This is a genomic window from Arthrobacter sp. STN4 (genome assembly GCF_024539665.1).
Taxonomy (GTDB): domain Bacteria; phylum Actinomycetota; class Actinomycetes; order Actinomycetales; family Micrococcaceae; genus Specibacter.
Window position 1 is genome coordinate 37,554 of record NZ_JAKZGX010000009.1, and the last position, 21,015, is coordinate 58,568.

The following is a 21,015-nucleotide window of genomic DNA, read 5'->3' on the forward strand; positions in this document are numbered from 1 at the left end:
GGAAAGCCCCGGATGTACCAAATGACCGGCCCGACAGGGGCACAGGCCGAAGCCGCTCTGCTGGCCAAGCTCAATGCCATGCTCCCGCCCACCGACGACGTAATCAGCCCCGACATGGTCATCAGCGAACTCGCCACGTTCTGGTGGCTGGAATTCGAAGACCTCGGCCGGGCCGCCAACACCCGCCGACGCTACAGGGAAATCATTGACACCTACATCCTGCCCGGCGTCGGCAACCTCACCATCCGCGAAGCCAACGTCTCCACCCTGGACAAGTTCCTCAAGGGCGTGCGCACCAAACACGGCAATGCAACGGCCAAAATGTGCAAAACGCTGCTCTCCGGCATGATGTCCCTGGCCACACGCCACGGCGCCGCCCCGGCAAATCCGCTCCGGGAAGTCGCCCGAATCCCCACCGGCTCTAAGGAAGTCCGGGCGCTGACCATTGACGAGGTCGCCAAACTTCGCCACGACGTCTACCGCTGGCAGCAACCAACCGGACGCCAGAACGGTTTGCACGAAAAGGACATCCTCGACGTCGTGGACATCATGCTGGCCACCGGCGCCCGGATCGGGGAAGCATTGGCCATCCGGTGGTCCGACGTCGATCTCGCCGCCGAGAAGCCGACCGTCACCATCCAAGGGACCATCATCGACGTTCGGGGCAAGAACGGACTCAGGATCCAAGACCACCCCAAGAGCGCCAACTCGCGGCAACGGTACTTCCTGCCACCCTTTGCTGTGGAAATGCTGCGCCGGCGCCAAGCCGATCCAGTTCGACAGAACACCCTTGACCTCGTATTCCCCTCAAGTACCCTGACCATCCGGGACCCCAACGGTTTCCGAAAGCAATGGCGCGACGCCCGGAAAGCTGTCGGCTTCGAATGGGTCACCCCGCATACTTTCCGGAAGTCCGTCGGGACCATCCTGGCAAATACCCAGGGCATGGCCGCCGCAACAGCTCAGCTCGGCCATTCCAGCGAACTGATTACGAGCAAGCATTACGTCCAGAAAACTCATGAGGCTCCGGACAACACTGAGGTGCTGCAGGCGTTCGGGCGTGGTGGAAGGCAAGTAGACACATGATCCTCACGCAAAAGATTGAAATCCCGTCCGGTAAAGGTGAGCAGGCGGCGGTCCGCAGAATGGAGCCCGCCAAGGTGGTCATTGACTCCGTCCTCCTCAAAGACCATGGCCAAGAAATTTGCGACATTCAACGCCCGGTCTGAGACCGTAGGCGAAAGGGCAACATTTCGCGAATCCATCAACGTGCGCTGTCATCCCGGCTTTTCTGTAAGTGAGAGCCAGTATCGGCTGTTAGTGCAGGTCCGACTCTTGGCAACGCGACTCTAACTACTTCAGACAGGCTGGCAGGCAGCCAATGGCATCTGAGGATACTAACGACCATGATCTGGGCACTTTTTCGTTTATGACCGTTCCTTGGCTTTGCAGCCGTTCGGGCACGGTCGGGCGATGAATGCCGGAATGGATGGCCAAGTCACGGGACCCTCCTTGGCGGCGTAAGTGACATTGTCAAACACTTAATGAGAGACTTTGCGTATGAATGCAGATAAGAAGGCTTGCACATTGGATGTCGACAGCCAATACGTGGAACTGGCGGTCGAGGTCTTTGCAATGCTGGCCGATGCCACCCGGGTGCGGATCATCCTTGCCCTGCGCGAGGGTGAGATGGCGGTTGGTGCATTGGCGGAGACAGTGGGCAAGTCACCGGCCGCTGTGTCGCAGCATCTGGCGAAGATGCGCCTGGCACGCATCGTCTCCACCCGGCAGGACGGGACGAAGGTCATGTACCGGCTGGAGAACGAACACGCCCGCCAGCTGGTCGCTGACGCGATTTACCAGGCCGAGCACGCGCTCGGCGGGATGCCCGCGCACCACCGCGCAGAGCAGAAAACAGCATGAGCCTCACCGGACAGGCGGGCCACCGTCACCACGACGACGACGACCACGACCACCCACATAGCCATGCGCATGGCGAAGACCACCCGCATGACGACGACCACGACCACGACCACGACCACGACCACGACCACGACCACGACCACGACCACGACCACGACCACGACCACGATGGACACTCCCACAAGCACCATACGGGTTTCAAGGGGTGGTTGTTCGAGCTGTTTGTCCCGCACACGCACGATTCCGCGGACTCGATCGATGACGCCCTCGAATCCAGCGTCCAAGGCGTCCGTGCCCTGAAGATCAGCCTCTTCCTTCTGCTGGGCACCACGGTCCTGCAGTTCCTGGTGGTCCTCATCAGCGGTTCGGTGGCGCTGCTGGCGGACACCATCCACAACTTCTCCGATGCCCTCACGGCCGTGCCGTTGTGGATTGCCTTCATCCTGGGCCGCCGGGCCGCGAACCGGCGCTACACCTACGGCTACGGCCGGGCCGAAGACCTTGCCGGCCTCTTTATTGTTGCCGTCGTGGCACTTTCCGCCGTGGTAGCGGCCTGGCAGTCCATTGACAGGCTGTTTCATCCGCAACCCCTGCATAACCTGTGGTGGGTGCTGGCCGCCGGTGTCATCGGTTTTGCCGGCAACGAGGCTGTGGCCATCTACCGCATTCGCGTGGGCCGGCAGATCGGCTCAGCCGCGCTCGTGGCCGACGGCGTGCACGCTCGCATCGACGGGTTCACCTCCCTCGCCGTCGTCCTTGGCGCGGGAGGGGTCATGCTTGGCTTCCCGTTGGCCGACCCGATCGTCGGTCTGCTCATCTCCGCCGCCATCATCGTCCTGCTCTGGGGCACGGTCAAGAGTATTGGCCGCCGACTCATGGACGGGATCGAGCCCGACCTCGTCACCCGCGCACAATCTGCCCTCGATGGCACCCCGGGAATTCTCGCGGTGGAACGCCTGCAACTGCGCTGGGTAGGGCACCGCCTCCAGGGAGCGGCCACCGTCGTCGTCGCCGACGCCGCCCTGTCAGCAGTCCAGGAAACCCTCCACGCCGCTGAACACCGTCTGGAACAGGCCCTTCCCAAACTCGACGACATGGCAATCACGCCAATCACCGACCCGCACGGGAAGACCGAGGCCGGTCGTGAGACTTCCACGCACGTCCATCACTGAGGCACGGACTGGTGTGGGAAGCCCGGAGGCGTTGGGCCGCGGCCTGGAGGCGTCCATCCCCAAACACGGCACCTTCATCGTGACCGGCGACGCTCTTGCCATGATTGGCGTGTTCGGCGGCTTGTTGCATTGCTACCAGGGCCAGGGTGGTTGCCGTAGGCAGGGCCTGTATTTTTCCCGGACGGAACCGAAGAAGCCGATCCGGTGCCAGCTCAGCGCCCCGGGGACGTCCGGGCGGGATGAAGGGATCGTGATCAGCGTCAGCCATGAACTGGCTGCCAAACTCGACGGCGCCGTCCTGGATTTCGGCACGTTCAACAAGATGCAACGGTTCGTTTGGCTGGCAATGCCCGCCGTGAAAGGACCGGCGTGCACGTGCCTGCGCTCCATCGGCCCGTCGGCAGGAAAACGCTCACCCTGCCTCGACGACCAGGGAATCGGCCTCAGTGACCTCTAAACGACGCCACCGCCACAATGGCTGAGAAGCTCATCGAATGCTCCAGCGATCCGGACCGTGGGTAGCCTACGCGAGGAACGCCAACCAGATTCCGGCACCCGCCGCCAGGACCAGGAAGCCGAGTGTGACAGCCGTCCCGCTGACAGTCAGGGCCACCCCCGGCGTGCTCCGGCTCCCGTGCTGGGGGCTGATCCCGGGGGTCCGGAAGGCGGGCCGGATGAGCCTGAGGTAGTAGGCGAGACTCAGGACGGTGTTGGCGGCGGCGACCACGACCAGCCAGGGCATGCCCCCGTCCCAGGCGACGGTGAAGACGGCGACTTTGCCAATGAACACGGCCGTGGGCGGGGTTCCTACGAGGCTGAGCGCTGCGACGATGAGGGAACCGGTCAGCCAGGGGTGGGCCCGGGCCATGCCTGCCCAGTCGTCGAGCTCTTCCCGGCGGGGAAAGCAGGCAACGACGGCGAATAAGGTAAGGTTCGTGAGCGCGTAGAGGCCGATGTAGGCCAGCAGTGCCAACGATGCGCCGTTGCTGGTGGTGATGACGGCGAGGGGCATCAGCAGGTAGCCGACCTGGCTGACGGTCGACCAGCCGAGTAGGCGCCTTACGTTCGTCTGTGCCAGTGCGGCGAGGTTGCCGACGGTCATGCTGACCACGGCGAGGATGGCGACGAGCAGGGGCACGTCCACCGTGTCGGGCAAGACGGCGATCAGGCGGGCCAGCGCGACGAGGGCACCGATTTTCGGCACGGTCGTCAGGAACGCGGCGACGGCTATTCCGGAGGCCTGGCTGGCGTCCGGGATCCAAAAATGGCCCGGAACGGCACCGGCCTTGAACGTCAGTCCGATCAGTACCGCGACGGCGCCTCCGGCGACAGCGACGACCGGGGCATTTCCCAGTGCTTCGGTCATGTCCAGGTAACTGCTGGTCCCGGCGATGCCGGTGAGGATGGTGACCCCGGCCATGAGGAGGACACCGAACAGTGCGCCGATCAGGTAGGTCTTCAGTGTCGCTTCGGCGGCGGGGCTGCTGCGGGACAACCCGATCAGCGCATAGAGGGGGACGCTGGCCAGCAGGTATCCAGCGACCAACACCAGAAGGTCTGTGGTGCCGCCGATGACGACGGTCCCCAGGGTTGCCAACAGCAGGAGTGCGTATGTTTCACTCTCGCGGGCGGAGCCGGTGAATTCATGCCGTCCGATCAGCACCACGATGAGGGTCGCCAGGGGTGCCGCTATCCGGACGACGGCGGTTGAGATGTCAACGGCGTAGCTGCCCCCGAAGATTGACTCCGGCATGCCTTCCAGTCCGGCCATGCCGGCGGCTGCACTGAGGGCAAGGGCGCCGAGACTGAACCAGCGGGTAATGACCTGCCGGGCCCGGGGCAGGAAGCTGCCGCCCAGGAGCACCAGCACCGCGGCGGCGAGGAGGACAATTTCGGGCAGCAGGGCCCAGTAGTCCATGTTCATTGACATCGAGGTCACGGGTTCAGGCTCCCGATGAGAACCTTGGCGGCCGGTTCAATCATTGCCAGCAGCGGCCCCGGGACGATGCCGATGAGAACGCTCAGCACGGTCAGTACCGCCAGTGCCGTGGTTTCACGGGGGTTGAGGTCGGCGAAACCGGCCGACAGCTGCTTTGTTTCTCCGGTGAACACGCGTTGGAAAGCGCGCAGGAACAGGACCGCGGTGATCAGGATGCCCGGCAGGGCGATGAGGGCCCAGGGGACGGTGCCGATGCTGCCGGTGAAGATCTGGAACTCGGCGATGAAGCCGCTGAACCCTGGAAGCCCGAGAGATGCGAACGCGGCGATGGCGAAGAAACCGGCGAATCGTGGAGCGGGACGGGCGAGTCCGCCGTACTGGCGCAGGTCATAGCTGCCGGTGCGGTCGTAGAACACGCCGGCGAGCAGGAACAGGGCCCCGGTAATCAGGCCGTGGGAGACCATCTGCGTCACCGCCCCGGCAATGGCGAGGTGCTGCGCTTGTGCGGTGTTGCGTCCCACGACGCCGGCGGCGCCGACGGCGAGGATGATGTAGCCCATGTGGTTGATGGAGGTGAACGCGATCATTCGTTTGATGTCGGTTTGCACGAGTGCGACGAGGGCTCCGAAGATGACCGATACGATGCCGATGGTGACGATCACCCATGCCCAGGACCGCCAGGCGTCGGGAAGCATGGGCATCGCGATCCGGACGAAGCCGTAGGTGCCCATTTTCAGCAGCAGGCTGGCCAGGACGACCGATCCGATGGTCGGGGCGTCGGTGTGGGCCGGTGGCAGCCAGGAGTGGAACGGGAACGTCGGGGTCTTCACGGCCAGGCCGATTACAATCGCTGCCAGCACGAATCCTGCCGCGGCGGGAGTGCCGGTGAAGGCGCCGTGCCGGGAGAGTTCGACCATGTCGAAGGTGTGCGGGTCCGCCCCGAGGTAGAGGCCGATGAACCCGAGCAACAGGGCGAGGGAGCCGAGGAAGGTGTAGATGAAGAACACCAGCGCGGAGCGGCGCGGGTTGCCGTGCCCCCAGCCGGCGATGACGAAGTACATGCCGACGATGGAGAGGTCAAAGAAGAGAAAGAACAGGATCAGGTCCTGGGCGGCGAACAGGCCCAGGCAGGTCGTCTGCAGGAAGAGGAACAGGGCCGCCTGGGACCGTGGCCGGTCGGTTTCGCGCAGGGACCAGATGGCGCAGACCACGAAAATGACCCCGGCCAGCAGCAGCAGGGGCAGGGAGAGGCCGTCGGCTCCGAGGTGGTAGCTGCTGCCCAGCTGCGGCATCCAGTTCACGCGCTCCTCGGCCCGCAATCCATTCGCACCCGTACCGGCCGTGAAGGTGAGCACGATCAGCAGTGCGAGGTCGGCCAGGGTGGCGGCCAGCCACACCAGCCGGGCCGCCATGGCGGGCAGCCCGCGCGCCACGGCGAGAGCCGCGCCGACGATGACGGGGAGGAGGATGACGATACTGAGCACTTCGGTTACCTCACGACGATCAAAAGGGCGAGAGCGGCGACGGTGACGAGGGCGGCACCGGCATAGTAGTCGGCGATGGCGCCCGTTTGGGCCCGGCGGGCCAGCGCGCCAAGGGCGGCGGTGCCGGCTGTGATGACGCCAAGCGTGCGGCTCACGGCCCGGTCCAGGACGCCGGCTCCGGCGGCGGCCCGGTCCAGCAGGCGGCCGGAACCGAGGATCGCTGCGTTGATGCGGTCATCCAGGCGCGCCAGCGCCTCCGCGGTGGCGAACATGGGGCGGACAATAACCACCCCCGCGGCCCGTTCAAGCCCAAACCAGCCGGCGGCGGCGGGGAGGCTCGGGGTGCCGCGGCGAAACACCAGAATGATCACCACGATGGCGACCCCCGCGGACGCCACCAGTTCCCAGACGGTGCTTTCGACCTCCGTCTGCGCGTTCAGCAGAGCCCTGAACGGTGCGGACACGCCCGGGATGGCGGTCACGCCGAGCACCACGGCCGCGAGAGCGAGGACGATCAGGGGCACAGCCGCCGCCGGCGGGATGCGACGGGTGCCGACCTGTTCCGTGTCCCACTGCGTTCGCTCAATGTCGGCCTGTTCCTGCGGGTCCGGTTTGGCCCAGACGATGGCGATCAACTTGGCAGAGTAGGCGGCGGCCAGTGCGGCACCCAGGAGGCCGGCGGCATACAGGGCGGGGCTGGTGTGGAGGGCGGTGGCGAGGATGGCGTCTTTCGTCAGCCACAGCGACAGCGGCGGCAGTCCGGCCAGGGACAGTGCCCCGATCAGGAAAGTTGCCCCGGCCAGCGGCCAGCGCCGGCCAATGCCGCGCAGGGCGGGAAGCTGCTTCGAACCCACCGCGGTGAGCCAGGCGCCGGCGGTGAGGAAGAGCAGCGCCTTGGTGGCGGCGTGGGCGACGAGTTGCGCCGTGCCGCCGGCGGTGGCGCCGAGCCCGGCGGCCAGGACGACGAAGCCGAGTTGGGCGGCCGTCGAGGCGGCAAGGAGCTGTTTGAGATCTGTCTGGGAGACGGCGACGATTCCGAGCACGATCGCGGTGGCGGCGCCGATCCAGGCGGCCGTGGGGCCGGCCCAGCCGGAGGCCAGCAGCAGCGGTTCGAGGCGGAGTAGGAGGTAGGCGCCCATTGCGACCATCGCGGCGGAGTGCAGCAGCGCGCTGACGGGGCTCGGTCCTTCCATGGCCCGGGAGAGCCAGAAGCTAAACGGCAGTTGCGCCGCCTTGCCCAGTCCCGCGATGAGCACGCCGGCGGCGATGACGTGCAGCCAGGGCCCGTCCGCGTCGGCGAGGTCGTCCAGGTGCCAGCCGTGCCCGGCGATGACAGCGGCGCCCGCGGCAGCGTAGAGTCCCAGGTCGGCGCCGCGGGTCACGGCGAACGCGACCAGGGCAGCTGGCATCGTGCGGGGCTCCTGCCAGTGGAAGCCGATCAAGGCATAGGAGGTGGCTCCCATGATTTCCCAGGCGGCGAGCAGTGCCGGCAGTGAAGTCGCGGTGATGGTGAGCATCACCGCGGCGGTGAACAGGAGCATCAGTCCGTGGAATCGGGCCGCGGGCCGGATTCCTTCGGCGGCGGCGAAGACCAGGACGAGCAGGACCACCGCGGCGACGGTGGGCAGCAGGACCACGGTCAGTCCGTCGACCGTGAGAGCGGCACCATCGGGTGTGATGAACGGCAGGCTCACGGCGGGGAGGGCCAGCGCGGCGGTGACGGCGGCGCCGAGGGTAAGGGCTGCAACGGAGACGGCCAGGGCGGGGGCGACACGGTCGATCCGGTGGCCTGCCAGCAGGAGGAGAACCCCGGCAAGGGTGGGCAGCCCGATGACGGACAGGAGTACCGCGGTCATCCGTGCAGCTCCGTGGCAGCGTCGGTCATGTCGGAGTTCCTGGAGCGGTGGACCACGGTGGCGGCGGCGAAGCCCATCGCCATCTCCACAGTCATCGCGGCAAGGACAACCAGCAGCAGCGTCTGCCCGTCCGGTGTCGGAGCAAGGTAAAACCAAAGGGCGCCCCCTGTCAGGAGCACGCCGTTGATCATCAGCTCGATGCCCATCATCACCATCACCACGACCTGTTGGGACAGCGCCCCGTAGAGGCCGACGGCGAACAGGGCGGCCGCAATCAGCAACACCAATTGCAGCGTCATCGTCCCAGCCCTCCGCGGATCGGATCCTCGGGTGCGGCTCGTCCGTCGCTGCCGCGCCGGGCCAGGTTGTCCCCAAGCCGGTCGTAGCGGCCCCGGGGGTTGGCCAGCACGAGGGAGGCGACAATGGTGGCAAACAGCGCGGGGCTGATCGTCAGCATCACAAGCATCTTCGATCCCATCAGCGCCTCCCCCAGCGAGGCAATCAAGTCCCCGGCCGGTGAGCCCGTCCGGCCTGGCCACGGAATGAACAGTGCCCCGGCCGCGAGGACGAGAAACACGACCACCGCGATGATCGCCGAGCGGCGTTTGTTGTGGGTCATGTCCATCGGCATCAGCGCCGGGTTCATCCCCATGTACATCACCATGAACACGGCCATGATCGCCATCTCCATCACCATCATCAAGATCGTGATCACCCCGATATAGTCCAGGTCCAGCTGCACGATGATCGCCCCCACCGCGATGAAGGAGATGGCCAGGGCATAGGAGGCCCGGGCCATCGAGTTGACGATGAACACGGCCGCGCCGCTGGCGACGGCCACGACCGCGAAGAACCAAAACACAATGGCAGCGATCACGGTGCCCCTCCGTTCACGACGACGATGACGGCGACCACCAGCACCTGAATGAGAACCAGGGGCATGATCAGCACCAGGCTGACCTCAGCGAGGCGCTCGGGGCGCAGGGTCGGGAACAGCCTGCGTGCGGTGATGAACAAGGCAACGAGGGCAAGGGACTTCACAATCACCCAGACGCTGCCGGGAAGCCAGGGGCCGGCGCCTCCCCCGAAGAACAACGGCACAGCAAAGGCCGCCCCCGCGACCAGGACCATGTAGCGGCCGGCGAGGACCAGGAGCCTGTCGACGCCGCTGAGTTCGGCGATCACCCCGCCAGCGGCATCCCGTCCCGTGGCAGTCTGGAACGGGCCCCAGGAGGAGAACGCGACGACCGACGCCGCATAGACCAGGAATGCGACGGGCATCCAGACCACGAACCACAACGTGTGCTGGGCGCCCTGGATGTCGAGCAGGCGAAGGCTCCCGGCGCCGACCGCTGGTGCGGTCAGGGCAAACATCAGGGGCAGCTCATAGGAGAGCGCCTGGGCAAGGAAGCGGTAGCCGCCCACGAGGGACCAGCCGCTGTTGGCGCCCCACCCCAGGAGCCACCACAGTGCCCAGAGCAGCACGTCCATGGCATTGAACCAGACCAGGCCGACCGGCAAGTCGGCAAACGTGAAATTTCCGAACGGGATCACCAGCACCTTCAACACGGCCGCGATCGCGAGCCCGGCACCGCCGATCCGCCACAACAAACTGTCCGCACCGGGCAGGGTCCGCCGCTGCTGACGCAACAGCCGGGCAGTCTCACGGAGGGGTGCCGCCAGGCCGCCCGTGGCGGACAGGCCACGGGCGCGGCCGTCCACGACGGCGTTGGCGGCCGCAGCCAGCAACGCCGCCACGGCCAACGCGGGCGGGAGAATAAGCACCCAAACGGCACCGGCAACGGCGCTATCCATGGCTCGCCCCCACCAGGTTTTTGAGCCGGGACGGTTCGATGCAGGCGATCAGCAGCCGGACGGTGGACAGCTCCTGCCCGATCAAGGAGCTACGGACATCATCGAGGTTGTCAGGCCAGTTGGAGTCGTTGGACGGTACAGCTTCCCCGGCCAGCAGCGCGGCGGCGGTCCGCAGCCAGTCGAGCAGCCTGGCCCGGGCATCGATCCCGCCGCCCTTGGCGATGCCGGCCAGGGACCAGCGCAGGGTCAGCGAACGGGCAATCTGCCGGGACGCCCGGTTCAATCTCGCGGCCGCCGATTCAAGGGAAGACCCGGTGAGGAGCTCGTCGCGGACCCGGCGGATCTTCAACTCGACGGCTTCCCAACCGGCGACGGCGAGCAGGTGCCCGGCGGCATCGCACAGTTCCACGGACCGAATAGTGTCCCCGAACAGCCGCCCGGTCGGGGGCTCATCCGCCTCGCGGCCGGGAAGGAGCTCGATGGCCGCCTCACCGATGACGTCGCCGTGCAAGGTGCAGTGCACCACCAGGCCCGCCGGCCAATCGGGCAGGACCGGGCCCAGGGTGAGGTGGGTGACATCCATTTCAAGACCATCGCGGTCACTCTCGTCACCGCTGGCGAGCGGAATCCCCGCGGGACCGGACATGTCCATATGCATGTCCATGTCCATCCCGCCCATGTCCATCCCGGCGTCTGCGCCCATGTCCATCCCGCCCATGCCCATCCCGGCGTCAGGATCGCCGTCGGCGTCAGGGGCCCCGTGCCCGTTGTGCTCCATCGCAGCATGGTCATGTCCGTCATGGGTGTGGTGGGTCTTATGGCTGTGGTGGGTGTCCGCGTCGCCGTGCCCGTCGGCGTCCTCCCCGATGATGCGCTGGGGGCGTTGCCGGGCGTCAGCGAGCTGCCTTTGCTGGTCGCTCAGAATGGCCGGGATCGAATTCAGTGTCGGGGCCAGCGCGTCGACCGTTGCGAGGGTGGTGCGGTGGCGGGGGCTGGGGATCTGGTTCCAGACGCTGTCGGTGATCTCCACGAACGCGCCCGTGGCTTCGCCGCACACGAGCAGGACGTCGGCGTCGGCGGGCGCAGCGGCGAGGACCCAGCCCCTGGCGGTGATTGCAGCCTCGGCGTGAATGCGCACCAGTGAATAGCCCGGGATCTCAATGATGAGGACGTGAACACGGCTAGTCGCCAACCGGGCAATCGTACTGCCTAGACCCATCGAAAGGCCCCTTCCCGCCAGGCCCAGACGATGCCGGCAACGAGCACGCCGAGAAAGACGAACATCTCGATCGCCGCTGCGGCACCGATCCGGGCAACCACGACAGCCCACGGGTACATGAACAGCATCTCGACGTCGAAGGCGAGGAATACCAGTGTCATCGGGTACCAGCGGGCGTGGAATCGGGACAACGCGTGCTCACGTGGCTTCCAGCCCGACTGAAAAGGAAGCACTTCGACGATATCGGGCGACACGGAGATGGCGCGCCCGAGCAGGTACAGGCCGCCGATCGCCACGATGCACACGCCAACGACGATGAATACGCTCACATAGGCCGACATGCGGCACCCCGCTCGCTAGGGGCATCGACTGAGAGCACCATAGATGAGGCAGTGAACGATTCAGAGCGTTTCCGGTTACGATCGTGCATGGCCCTTCCCCTCTTGTACGAGGCGGAGGCCCCGCCTCCGGCCTAATATACTCCACGGGGGTATCAGCTACAACGGCTTCGGATCACTCATCGGGGCCGGCCCTGGCGACACCTTGGTGTTGGGCAACAGGGTCGAGAGGCATCTCGATCCACGACGCCGGCGGCACACCAGGGGTGGAACGAGGCCACAGCCCCATCTAAGGAAAGGTGAGTCGAGGGTGAAGGCGGTCATTTGAATTTCATACCCCTAAGGGGTATATTTACGTTGTTGTTAGTGAAGTAGTTTGTCTCGACCGAGGATCACTCCGGCCGCCACTGCCGTTCAACCCGCAACGCTCCCTTGACTCTCATCCAAAGGAATCACCTCATCATGTGCGGAACCGAACTACACGAAGCCACCCCTACCGCCCTCCCGATGGCGGAAAGCTCCTGCGCCTGCTGCTCAACGGCGGCCACGGCAGCTGCTCCGGCCCGTACCGCCAGTGCGGCCACCACCGGTTACCAGCTGGAAGGGCTGACCTGCGGGCATTGCGTTCAGAGCGTTGAGACGGCCGTCTCAAGAGTTCATGGAGTGGAATCCGCTACCGTTGAGCTCGTCGCCGGAGGTACCTCCGTCCTGAGGATTGCCGGCCCCGCTGCGGCGGTGGATATTCACGCGGCCGTGGCCGAGGCGGGCTACACCGTTACGGCGAACTAGCCCCCAGCCGTCCGACATCCGCTGATCGCGTTCTGAGCGTTCGTTCAGTCAGGGTGAGTACACTGCACAACGACCCGACGACCGACTGACAGGAAGGACCCCCATGCGCTCGAGCTATCACTTGCCGTCGGTGGGATCTTTGCTGCGCTGGGGCGGGTTGCTTGCCGTCGTCCTCGCCATTGTCGGCGGAATCCTGGGCATGCACGTGATCGGCGGCGCCCCAGCAGGGGCGATGACGCCAGCCACGGTGAGCAGTGCTGTCGCAACAGCAGGCGTCAGCGCTACAGTCTCTCCCCTGGCGGCACACCCCGCCCCTTCCCACGCCCTGCCGGCGGGCGATTTGACGGTTGGCCCGGCCAAGCCCGGCCACCAGGGAAGTCCCGTGGTGTGCGGATGCTCCCCCGCCGGCTGCGACGCGTCCATGGCCATGCACGGGGCCTGTGTGCCGTCGTTCGGGCCGGCCGTGCTGAGTGTTCCCCTTCCCGGGACTCTCAGCCATTTTTCCACTGGGACCGCTTACGTCCTCATTCCCGGGTACAAGTCCGGGGACCGTGTTCCCGATCCTCCCTCACTGACCCAGCTCTCGATCAGCAGAACGTAAATCGATTAGTCGACCCGTGAAACTTTCGCGGGTCCTCATCGACGCGCCCTTCAATACGGGAGCCCCTGCAAAACATTGAGACTGATTTAGTGAAGGACCATTCCCTTGAAGAAACTTCTGACCCTTTCCACCACCGCTGCTGCCGCCATGCTCGCCCTGGCCGGGTGCTCCACTGACGGCGGCTCCATGCCGGGCATGAACCACGGCGCGTCGACAAGCTCCTCCATGCAAGCGACCGTTGCCGGCGGGGACCACAATGCCGCTGATGCGATGTTCGCCCAAATGATGATTCCCCACCACGCCCAAGCCGTTCAGATGAGCGACATCATGCTCGCCAAGTCCGGCCTCGATCCCAAGATCATGACGCTGGCCAAGGGCATCAAGGCCGCCCAAGGCCCGGAAATCACGAAGATGACGACCTGGCTCACCGGCTGGGCCGAACCCACCGCCATGGCCGGGAACCACTCCATGAACGGCATGATGACCACCGCTGACCTGGACAAGCTCAAAGCCGCACAGGGCACCAAGGCCAGCAAGCTGTTCCTGACCCAGATGATCGCCCACCATGAAGGCGCCGTTGAGATGGCCAAATCCGAGGTCAGCGGGGGAAAGAATGCCGACGCGGTGACCCTGGCCAAGAGCATCGTCGCCTCACAGGAAACCGAAATCAAGGACATGAAGGACCAGCTCTCCGCCCTGTAACATCCAGGCGCCAGCACTTCCGATGGCGGTCCTACACTCTGCGGACCGCCACCCCACCCTTCCCCCCCCCTTCGTACTTTTGGAGTCCCGTGAAACCCCGCACCGCCCTCATGCGTGCCCGCCGTCCCCTTGCCGCCACTCTTGTGCTCGTGCCCCTGGCCCTGGCGGGATGCTCGTCCGCCACCCCGCCTCCCAGCCCCGCATCCGCAGCAGCCGCCAGTCACGTCCATGGCATCACCGTGGAACCGGTCACCACCAAGATCCTGATCGCCACCCACGACGGCCTCTACGACGCGAGCAAGAAGACCCCGGTCAAGGTCAGCGACACCATTGACCTGATGGGGTTCACCCCCACCGCCGAGCCCAACGTTTTCTATGCTTCCGGACATCCGGGACAGGGGTCGTCCCTGCCCAACCCTGTCGGGCTCATCCGCTCCACCGATGCCGGAAAGACGTGGAAACCCGTATCCCGGGGCGGGCAGTCGGACTTCCACGCACTGACCGCCACCGGCGGTGGCCTGGTCGCCTTCGACGGGCAACTGCGCACCAGCACCGACGGAACTTCGTGGGAAAACTCCACGGCGACGTTCACCCCGGCCGGCCTCGCAGGCAGCCCCGCCTCCACGGTGGTGCTCGCCACCACCCAGGAGGGGATGCAGCGCTCCACCGATGGTGGCAAGACCTGGAAGCTGGTCCCTGGCTCCCCGGTCATCCAATTCGCCGCCATGGCCACGTCCGTGGAGAAGGCTCCCACGGAGGCTGTCGGGGTGACCCCGAACGGCACCGTCCACGTGTCCTCTGATGCCGGCCTGACCTGGTCCGCCACGGGGAAAATCAGCGGCCAGGTCGAAGCCGTCACCGCCCAGGAAGGCAGTGCCGGCAAGCCGTGGATCTGGGCGGCCACCACCGATGGTGTCCAGGTCTCCACCGACGGCGGGGCGACCTTCCGCCCGGCGGCGTCCTAGACCCATGAGTGTCGGAGAGTACTTCGCCACCACCGTCACCTCCGGTGCCTTGCTCGTGGCAATGCCCTTGGCGCTGATCGCCGGGATCGTCTCGTTCCTCTCGCCCTGCATCCTCCCGCTCGTCCCTGGCTACCTGGGCTATGTCTCTGGGCTGACCGACCCGAACCAGCCACGGAACCGGCGCCGCGTACTGGCCGGTGTCGGCTTGTTCGTGCTCGGATTCGGCGCCGTATTTACCCTGTACGGGGCTGCCTTCGGGATGATCGGTTCCTGGCTGTTGCGCTGGCAGGACCCGCTCATGCGCGTCCTCGGCGTGGTCGTGATCGGCATGGGGCTGGTGTTGCTGGGCAAATTCTCCTGGCTGCAACAGACCCGCAAGATCACCCTCACCCGCCGCACGGGCCTGGGCGGGGCACCCCTGCTCGGCGTGGTCTTCGGGCTGGGGTGGACACCGTGCATGGGGCCCACACTCAGCGCCGTGCTGGCCCTGAGCGTCACCTCCGGCAGTGCCTGGCGCGGGGCACTGCTGGCCTTCATCTACTGCCTGGGGCTGGGCATCCCCTTCCTCCTCGTCGCCCTGGGCCTGGGATGGGTCACCCAGATTCTGGGTTTCATCCGCCGGCACATCCGCGTCGTCAACCTTGCCGGGGCCAGCATGCTCATCCTGCTCGGTTTCCTGATGGTCAGCGGCGTGTGGATGCAGTGGATCTACCAGCTCCAAAACCTCTCCGGCACCTTCATCACCCCCGTCTAAACGCACATCATTCAAAGGATTCCTTCATGAGCTACCAACTGAACCGCCGCTCGTTCCTGGGTCTCTCCGTCGCGGCAACCGCCGCGGCAGCCCTTGCCGCCTGCGCACCCACACCGCCCACCAAAGAGGCCACCCGCATCCTGCCCACCGATCCGCTCATCGCCGACTACGAAATCCGGCGGGCCAGCACGGGCAAAACGGTCACCCAAACCCTCACCCCGGAATCCTTCTCCACCACCTTGGCGGGAAAGAAGATCACCACCTGGGGGTATAACGGCAACCTGGTGGCCCCCACCCTGCGCGGCACGGCCGGGGACCAACTGGCCGTCACGGTCGCCAACAAGCTCACCGAAGGCACCAGCATCCACTGGCACGGGCTGGCGCTGCGCAACAACGCCGACGGCGTCCCCGCCCTCACCCAAGAGGCGGCCCCCGCAGGGAAGGATTACCCCTACAGCTTCAAGCTCCCCCACCCGGGCACGTACTGGTATCACTCGCACGTGGAAATGCAGCGCGAACGCGCCCTCTACGGTGCCCTGGTCATCGAGGACCCGAAGGAAACCCTGAAATACGACAGGGACTGGGTGATCGTCCTGGACGACTGGCTCGACGGCGTCACCGGCACCCCCGATGAGGTCCTGAAGGAACTCTCCCAGGGCATGGGCAGCATGGGTGGCATGAGCCACGGCGGTGGTAACGGGGGCATGGTGATGGGGCACATGCTCATGGGGGCCAGCAGCGACTTCCTGGGCGGGGACGCCGGCGATGTCGCCTACCCGCTCCACCTCTTCAACGGCCGGGACCCCGGAAACCCCGAAACGTTCACAGCCAAGGCCGGGGAACGGATCCGGCTGCGCATCATCAACGCCGCCGGCGACACCGCCTACCGCGTCGGGGTCCCAAACCAGAAACTCACCCTGACCCACACCGACGGCTTCCCCGTCCAACACACCGACGTCGACGCCGTCGTCCTCGGGATGGGTGAGCGCATCGATGCGATCCTGACCGTCCGCGACGGCTACACCCCCGTGCTCGCCCTGGCCGAAGGGAAGGCCCAAATGGCCTACGGGCTCATCTCCACCGGCACCGGGGCCGCCCCGGCCATGGCCAGCCTGCCGAAGGTCCTGACCGGCAAGGTCGTCGACGGCGGACAGCTCACCGCCGACCCCTCCGTGAACCTTCCCACCAAGACACCGGACCGCACCCATGAGGTTCGCCTGACCGGCGGGATGGCGAAGTACGACTGGGGCATCAACGGGCACCGCTTCGACATGGCTAAACCGTTCGAGAACGTCTTTGACATCAAGGCCGGCGAACGGGTGGAGGTGAAGTTCGTCAACGACACCGAGATGTGGCACCCGATGCACATCCATGGCCACACCTTCCAGGTCGGCGCGACCGGGGCCCGGAAGGACACCGTCATTGTCCGGCCCAAACAAACCGTCACTGTCTTCTTCGATGCCGACAACCCGGGCCAGTGGCTCTTCCACTGCCACAACGCCTACCATGCCGAACGCGGCATGATGGGCGTCTTCTCCTACCTCACCTAAGACCGGACACACCATGACTGTGACAGCACTGAATCCCCTGCTCATCCCCTCACCGACCGTGAGCGCGTTCCAGCTAGGCCCGCTGACGATCCGCTTCTACGCCTTGTGTATCCTCGCCGGCATCGTCATCGCCGTATGGCTCGCCAGCCGGCGTCTGACCGCGCGCGGCGGCCGGCCCGGGGCGGTCCTGGACATTGCCATGTGGGCTGTGCCCTTCGGCATTGCCGGCGGGCGCCTCTACCACGTCGTCACGGACCCGGAACTGTACTTTGTGCCGGGCAGGAACCCGTGGAATGCCCTGAAAATCTGGGACGGCGGCCTGGGCATCTGGGGCGCCATCGCCCTGGGCCTGCTCGGCGCCTATATCGGCTGCCGCCGCCACCAGGTATCCTTCACCGCCCTGATCGACGCCGCCGCCCCCGGGCTCCTGATTGCCCAGGGCCTGGGCCGGTGGGGAAACTGGTTCAACAACGAACTCTACGGCGACCCCACCACGGCGCCGTGGAAACTGCAGATCCACCAAATGGACTTCTCCACCGGCCGCGCCCACCTGGACGCCGCCGGTGCCCCGGTCGTGCTGGGCTACTTCCAGCCGACCTTCCTCTACGAATCCCTGTGGTGCCTGGCCGCGGCCGGCGTGCTCCTGTACCTGGACAAACGGTTCCGGCTCGGTGCCGGGTCCGTCTTCGCCCTCTACGTCGTCCTCTACACCGCGGGCCGGTTCGTGTTCGAGCTGCTGCGATCCGACTATGCCAACACCATCCTGGGGTTGCGGGTGAACACGTGGGTCTCGGGCCTGTTGCTGCTCGCCGGTGCCGCCGCGTTCTTGCTGCAGCGACGAAAGCCCCGCTCCTGCGTCGAACCAGGATCCACCACGGGTACATCCGATAAACCTGCAAAACCCTCAGCACAAGGAGCTCCCCAGTGAGCAATGCCAAAGAGCGCCAAGCCGAACGCCAAGCAAAAATCGACGCCGTATTCGCCGCACACCGGGTAAAACAACGGAGAAGTAATCTGTTCTTCTTTGGCGGGTTCGGTTTGCTGGCCGTCGCCATTATCGTCGTCGTCACGGTTGTCATCACCGGATCCATCCAGACCCGCAATACGACCGCTGAGGCAGCCAAAAGCCCCATCGCCGGAGTCAAGACCTACCCGAATCTCACCCGTAACCACGTCCAAACCCCGGTGACCTACCCGCAGCAGCCCGGGGTCGGCAGGGACCATGCTGCGACGTGGACCAACTGCGGGACCTACACCACCCCCGTGAACCAGAACCGGGCCGTGCATTCCCTCGAACACGGCGCCGTATGGATCAGCTACAAACCAGGCCTCTCCGGGACCGATGTGACCACACTGACTGCCCTGGTCAAGGGGAAACCCTATGTCCTCCTCAGCCCCAACCCGGACCAGGCAGCGGCAGTGACCGCGTCCGCCTGGGGCACCCAGCTGGACGTCTCCAACGCCGGGGACTCCCGACTGCCCGTCTTCATCAAGGCCTACGCCATGGGCCCGCAAACACCGGAACCCGGGGCCGCATGCTCCGGCGGAGCCAACGGCTAAACAAGCCCACCTCTGAAAGGACAGCACATGAAACAGAATCTCCCGGCCGATGACGCCGCGAAGAACTACCGCCACCACCGACGCCTGGTCAGGATAGGCCAGGCCATCATGGTTTTGGGCCTCCTGGTTGGAATTTCACACTGGATCGCCCACTTCGCCGTGCCCGGCGGCCCGCCAGGGATCCAGGACCTCCTCATCGGCTACCCCACGGCCGCGGCCGTGCTGATCGTCGGGGCCGTCCTGGCGGGCCGCACCGCACCGCAGAAGCGCTGACATGCCACCTTGGGACGTCGTGGCCGGGTCCTGGACCCTGAACTGGGCTGCAGTGTGCCTGCTGGGGCCCGCCGCGATCCTCTATGCTCGAGGACTGGCCCGCGCCCACCAGCGGGGTGTGCGGTGGCCGGTGTGGCGTTCCCTGTCCTTCTATGCTCTGGGGCTGGGCAGCTTTGCAGTGCTCAGTTTTGGTTTCCCCGGCGTCTACAGCCATGACTTGCGCTGGGTCTTTACCCTCAAGATCACCGGCTACCTCTTTGTTGTCCCCCTGCTGGTGGGACTGGGCAAACCGCTCACCCTGGCCCGGGCAACCCTGGGCCCCGCCGGGGTGGCCAGGCTGGAGGCCTTTCTCGGGCACCGCCTGATGCGCCTGCTGGGCAACACGATCATCGCCGCGCTGCTGGGCCTGACCCTGTTTACGGTGTTTTTGACGCCCTTGTTTTATCCCCTGCGCACCAGCCCCGTCGCCGACGTTCTCGTGACCGTGGTGGTGCCGCTGATGGGGTTGTTGATGACGGTGCCGATCATTGAAGAAGGGGCCAAGGCGGCGGTGAACGCGTTGATCGTGGTGGAGTTCATCTTCGTCTTTATCGAACTCGTCCTCGACGCCGTCCCCGGGATCATGATGCGCATGGTCCCACAGATCTTTGACGGCGCCACCGTGGGGCTGCTGAACCATCCGGGCTGGATGCCCAATCCCTTGCGGGACCAGCAGCTGGCCGGAGACCTGCTGTGGTTCGTGGCCGAAATAGTGGACCTGCCCCTGCTCATTTTGATGTTTGTCCGTTTCTCCCGCAGCGACCAGCGTGAAGCGCGCTCCTTCGACAGGCTCAGCGACGACCAACTCGCCGAACTCACCCGGGAACACCTGGCCAACCGGCGGGACCACGACGGACGGACTGCCACCGGCCCAGCCGTCGGTTCAGCCCACCCCCGGCAGGGATCACCTTCCATCGGTGATGGGGGGCCGGTCAGATGAACGGTGCAGGGTCGACGGTTTGGCCGTCGACCATGACCTCAAAATGCAGGTGGCAGCCGGTGGAATTGCCGGTCGAGCCGACACCGGCAATCTGGGCGCCCGCGCCCACTTGTTGGCCGACGCTGACCCCGATGCTCTCCAGGTGGTTGTACGTGGTCTTGATGCCACCCCCATGGTCGACGACGATGCGGTTTCCGCCACCGTACTGGCTCCAACCGGCCTCGGTCACGGTCCCTGCCCCAGAGGCGAACACTGCGGTTCCGCACGTCCCGGCGAAGTCAATCCCGGTGTGCAGTTCCCCGCCGGCCCCGGTCAGCGGATTGCTCCGGTACCCGAAGGGTGAGGTGACCGTCAGGGCGGCCAAGGGCGGGCGCAGCCCCGAGGACGGCTGGTCCGGGGCCGCTGGGGTCTGGGCAGCCGGTGCCGCTGTTGGAGCCGGCGCCGGGAGCGGGGATTCCTGCGCGGCGGCCGGGTGCAGGGCGTCGGCGGCCAATGCAGAGGGCGCGGGCTTGCTGCGAACCACTGGATGGGCGAAGGACACCGCGATGTCCTTGTCCGCTGTCACAGCCGGTTGCGTTGAAGTCGTGGCTGCGCCGGCGGTCACCGCCGGGGCAAGGTGGCCGGTATCGGCGTGGGCGGCCGGAAGGGCTGTCAGCGCAATGAATCCTGCCGCGGCCACGGCCATCCCCAAGGGCCTTCTGCGCGTGAAATGTTTGGCTTCAACTTCAGTGGTGGTGGCCCAATGGCGGCCACGCGAGGTGGGGACGGGCATGGCAGTGGTGGCGCGGCGGCGGCCGTGCTGGCGGTGGGTAGACATGGTGGGGTTCCTCTCGGCGCCGGCGAAGTTAGCTGTCGGATTCGGGCGAGGGGCCTGCCCGGCCCGCCCAACACGCAGCCGCAATGGCTGTTGTTTGTTGAGCGTGCTTCACCCCAAGGTGCACCAACGCACCGGTGGTGGTTCCTCCGCCCCCGTCGGGAAGCTGAACGGTCGCGGGCCGCCGACGGGGTTTGGCGAAACGGCCCACGAACATACCCGTTAGGGGTATGTGTTTTTACCAGCCTAACCGACAAAAACCAAAAGTTACAATTTCGTTAT

The 21,015-nt window shown here is 65.9% G+C and carries 25 protein-coding genes and 1 riboswitch; of the genes, 16 read left to right on the forward strand and 9 right to left on the reverse strand.

What is annotated here, in order from left to right:
* Positions 1–12: 12 nt before the first annotated feature.
* The 6 genes from MMF96_RS08815 to MMF96_RS08835 all read left to right on the forward strand — a co-directional run bounded on the left by MMF96_RS08815 (position 13) and on the right by MMF96_RS08835 (position 3,552).
* The gene (locus tag MMF96_RS08815; RefSeq protein WP_256883288.1) at positions 13–1,086 is read left to right on the forward strand and encodes a site-specific integrase; all 1,074 of its coding nucleotides are present in this window, start codon (positions 13–15) and stop codon (positions 1,084–1,086) included.
* The gene (locus MMF96_RS08820) at positions 1,083–1,229 is read left to right on the forward strand and encodes a hypothetical protein (protein WP_256883289.1); all 147 of its coding nucleotides are present in this window, start codon (positions 1,083–1,085) and stop codon (positions 1,227–1,229) included. The genes MMF96_RS08815 and MMF96_RS08820 overlap by 4 nt, the downstream gene beginning before the upstream one ends.
* Entirely contained in the window at positions 1,168–1,353 is a 186-nt protein-coding gene (locus tag MMF96_RS19875; RefSeq protein WP_375141415.1) for a hypothetical protein, read from the forward strand. The genes MMF96_RS08820 and MMF96_RS19875 overlap by 62 nt, the downstream gene beginning before the upstream one ends.
* Before the next feature lie 207 nt (positions 1,354–1,560).
* Positions 1,561–1,923 carry a metalloregulator ArsR/SmtB family transcription factor gene (locus MMF96_RS08825; RefSeq protein ID WP_256883290.1) on the forward strand — a complete coding sequence of 121 codons (363 nt, stop codon included), beginning with the start codon at positions 1,561–1,563 and terminating at the stop codon, positions 1,921–1,923.
* Positions 1,920–3,095: a cation diffusion facilitator family transporter gene (locus MMF96_RS08830; RefSeq protein ID WP_256883291.1), complete on the forward strand. Its 1,176-nt coding sequence runs from the start codon at positions 1,920–1,922 to the stop codon at positions 3,093–3,095. Before MMF96_RS08825 ends, MMF96_RS08830 begins: the two co-directional genes overlap by 4 nt.
* A gap of 13 nt (positions 3,096–3,108) precedes the next feature.
* Positions 3,109–3,552: a peptidase gene (locus tag MMF96_RS08835; protein ID WP_256883292.1), complete on the forward strand. Its 444-nt coding sequence runs from the start codon at positions 3,109–3,111 to the stop codon at positions 3,550–3,552.
* A 66-nt stretch (positions 3,553–3,618) separates the two neighbouring features.
* On the opposite strand, the gene MMF96_RS08840 is transcribed toward MMF96_RS08835, so the two are convergent.
* Genes MMF96_RS08840 through MMF96_RS08875 form a run of 8 tightly spaced genes read right to left on the reverse strand, consistent with a single transcriptional unit; the run spans position 3,619 to position 11,737 of the window.
* Positions 3,619–5,025, reverse strand: coding sequence for an NADH-quinone oxidoreductase subunit N (locus MMF96_RS08840; protein ID WP_256883375.1), 1,407 nt, complete (start codon positions 5,023–5,025; stop codon positions 3,619–3,621).
* A 5-nt stretch (positions 5,026–5,030) separates the two neighbouring features.
* Positions 5,031–6,518 (reverse strand): NADH-quinone oxidoreductase subunit M, encoded by a 1,488-nt coding sequence (locus tag MMF96_RS08845; RefSeq protein ID WP_256883293.1) that lies wholly within the window; start codon positions 6,516–6,518, stop codon positions 5,031–5,033.
* 5 nt (positions 6,519–6,523) lie between these two features.
* On the reverse strand, positions 6,524–8,374 hold the full coding sequence (locus tag MMF96_RS08850; protein WP_256883294.1) for a proton-conducting transporter membrane subunit: 1,851 nt from the start codon (positions 8,372–8,374) through the stop codon (positions 6,524–6,526).
* Positions 8,371–8,673, reverse strand: coding sequence for an NADH-quinone oxidoreductase subunit K (locus MMF96_RS08855; protein ID WP_256883295.1), 303 nt, complete (start codon positions 8,671–8,673; stop codon positions 8,371–8,373). Before MMF96_RS08855 ends, MMF96_RS08850 begins: the two co-directional genes overlap by 4 nt.
* A complete protein-coding gene (locus MMF96_RS08860) occupies positions 8,670–9,251 on the reverse strand; it encodes an NADH-quinone oxidoreductase subunit J (RefSeq protein ID WP_256883296.1) in 582 nt (193 codons plus the stop codon). Before MMF96_RS08860 ends, MMF96_RS08855 begins: the two co-directional genes overlap by 4 nt.
* Entirely contained in the window at positions 9,248–10,189 is a 942-nt protein-coding gene (locus MMF96_RS08865; RefSeq protein WP_256883297.1) for a complex I subunit 1 family protein, read from the reverse strand. Before MMF96_RS08865 ends, MMF96_RS08860 begins: the two co-directional genes overlap by 4 nt.
* Complete coding sequence (locus MMF96_RS08870; RefSeq protein ID WP_256883298.1) at positions 10,182–11,381, reverse strand: hypothetical protein; 1,200 nt, start codon at positions 11,379–11,381, stop codon at positions 10,182–10,184. The genes MMF96_RS08865 and MMF96_RS08870 overlap by 8 nt, the downstream gene beginning before the upstream one ends.
* Positions 11,382–11,398: 17 nt before the next feature.
* A complete protein-coding gene (locus MMF96_RS08875) occupies positions 11,399–11,737 on the reverse strand; it encodes an NADH-quinone oxidoreductase subunit A (protein ID WP_256883299.1) in 339 nt (112 codons plus the stop codon).
* A gap of 516 nt (positions 11,738–12,253) precedes the next feature.
* On the opposite strand from MMF96_RS08875, the gene MMF96_RS08880 reads away from it, so the two are divergent.
* The 10 genes from MMF96_RS08880 (at position 12,254) to MMF96_RS08925 (ending at position 19,919) form a co-directional block, all read left to right on the forward strand.
* Positions 12,254–12,535 carry a heavy-metal-associated domain-containing protein gene (locus tag MMF96_RS08880; RefSeq protein WP_256883376.1) on the forward strand — a complete coding sequence of 94 codons (282 nt, stop codon included), beginning with the start codon at positions 12,254–12,256 and terminating at the stop codon, positions 12,533–12,535.
* A gap of 103 nt (positions 12,536–12,638) precedes the next feature.
* On the forward strand, positions 12,639–13,136 hold the full coding sequence (locus MMF96_RS08885) for a hypothetical protein (protein WP_256883300.1): 498 nt from the start codon (positions 12,639–12,641) through the stop codon (positions 13,134–13,136).
* A 105-nt stretch (positions 13,137–13,241) separates the two neighbouring features.
* On the forward strand, positions 13,242–13,838 hold the full coding sequence (locus MMF96_RS08890; protein ID WP_256883301.1) for a DUF305 domain-containing protein: 597 nt from the start codon (positions 13,242–13,244) through the stop codon (positions 13,836–13,838).
* A gap of 89 nt (positions 13,839–13,927) precedes the next feature.
* Positions 13,928–14,803 carry a F510_1955 family glycosylhydrolase gene (locus MMF96_RS08895; protein ID WP_256883302.1) on the forward strand — a complete coding sequence of 292 codons (876 nt, stop codon included), beginning with the start codon at positions 13,928–13,930 and terminating at the stop codon, positions 14,801–14,803.
* 4 nt (positions 14,804–14,807) lie between these two features.
* Positions 14,808–15,557 carry a cytochrome c biogenesis CcdA family protein gene (locus MMF96_RS08900; RefSeq protein ID WP_256883303.1) on the forward strand — a complete coding sequence of 250 codons (750 nt, stop codon included), beginning with the start codon at positions 14,808–14,810 and terminating at the stop codon, positions 15,555–15,557.
* Positions 15,558–15,583: 26 nt separating this feature from the next.
* Positions 15,584–17,107: a multicopper oxidase family protein gene (locus tag MMF96_RS08905; RefSeq protein ID WP_256883304.1), complete on the forward strand. Its 1,524-nt coding sequence runs from the start codon at positions 15,584–15,586 to the stop codon at positions 17,105–17,107.
* Positions 17,108–17,120: 13 nt separating this feature from the next.
* On the forward strand, positions 17,121–18,035 hold the full coding sequence (gene lgt / locus MMF96_RS08910; RefSeq protein ID WP_256883305.1) for a prolipoprotein diacylglyceryl transferase: 915 nt from the start codon (positions 17,121–17,123) through the stop codon (positions 18,033–18,035).
* On the forward strand, positions 18,032–18,667 hold the full coding sequence (locus MMF96_RS08915; protein ID WP_256883306.1) for a DUF3105 domain-containing protein: 636 nt from the start codon (positions 18,032–18,034) through the stop codon (positions 18,665–18,667). The genes lgt and MMF96_RS08915 overlap by 4 nt, the downstream gene beginning before the upstream one ends.
* 27 nt (positions 18,668–18,694) lie before the next feature.
* Positions 18,695–18,940 carry a hypothetical protein gene (locus MMF96_RS08920; RefSeq protein WP_256883307.1) on the forward strand — a complete coding sequence of 82 codons (246 nt, stop codon included), beginning with the start codon at positions 18,695–18,697 and terminating at the stop codon, positions 18,938–18,940.
* 1 nt (position 18,941) lies between these two features.
* On the forward strand, positions 18,942–19,919 hold the full coding sequence (locus MMF96_RS08925; RefSeq protein WP_256883308.1) for a cytochrome c oxidase assembly protein: 978 nt from the start codon (positions 18,942–18,944) through the stop codon (positions 19,917–19,919).
* Here MMF96_RS08925 and MMF96_RS08930 read toward each other — a convergent pair.
* On the reverse strand, positions 19,912–20,736 hold the full coding sequence (locus MMF96_RS08930; protein ID WP_256883309.1) for a M23 family metallopeptidase: 825 nt from the start codon (positions 20,734–20,736) through the stop codon (positions 19,912–19,914). The genes MMF96_RS08925 and MMF96_RS08930 overlap by 8 nt on opposite strands.
* Before the next feature lie 5 nt (positions 20,737–20,741).
* Positions 20,742–20,943, reverse strand: a riboswitch (cyclic di-AMP (ydaO/yuaA leader).
* Positions 20,944–21,015: the final 72 nt, after the last annotated feature.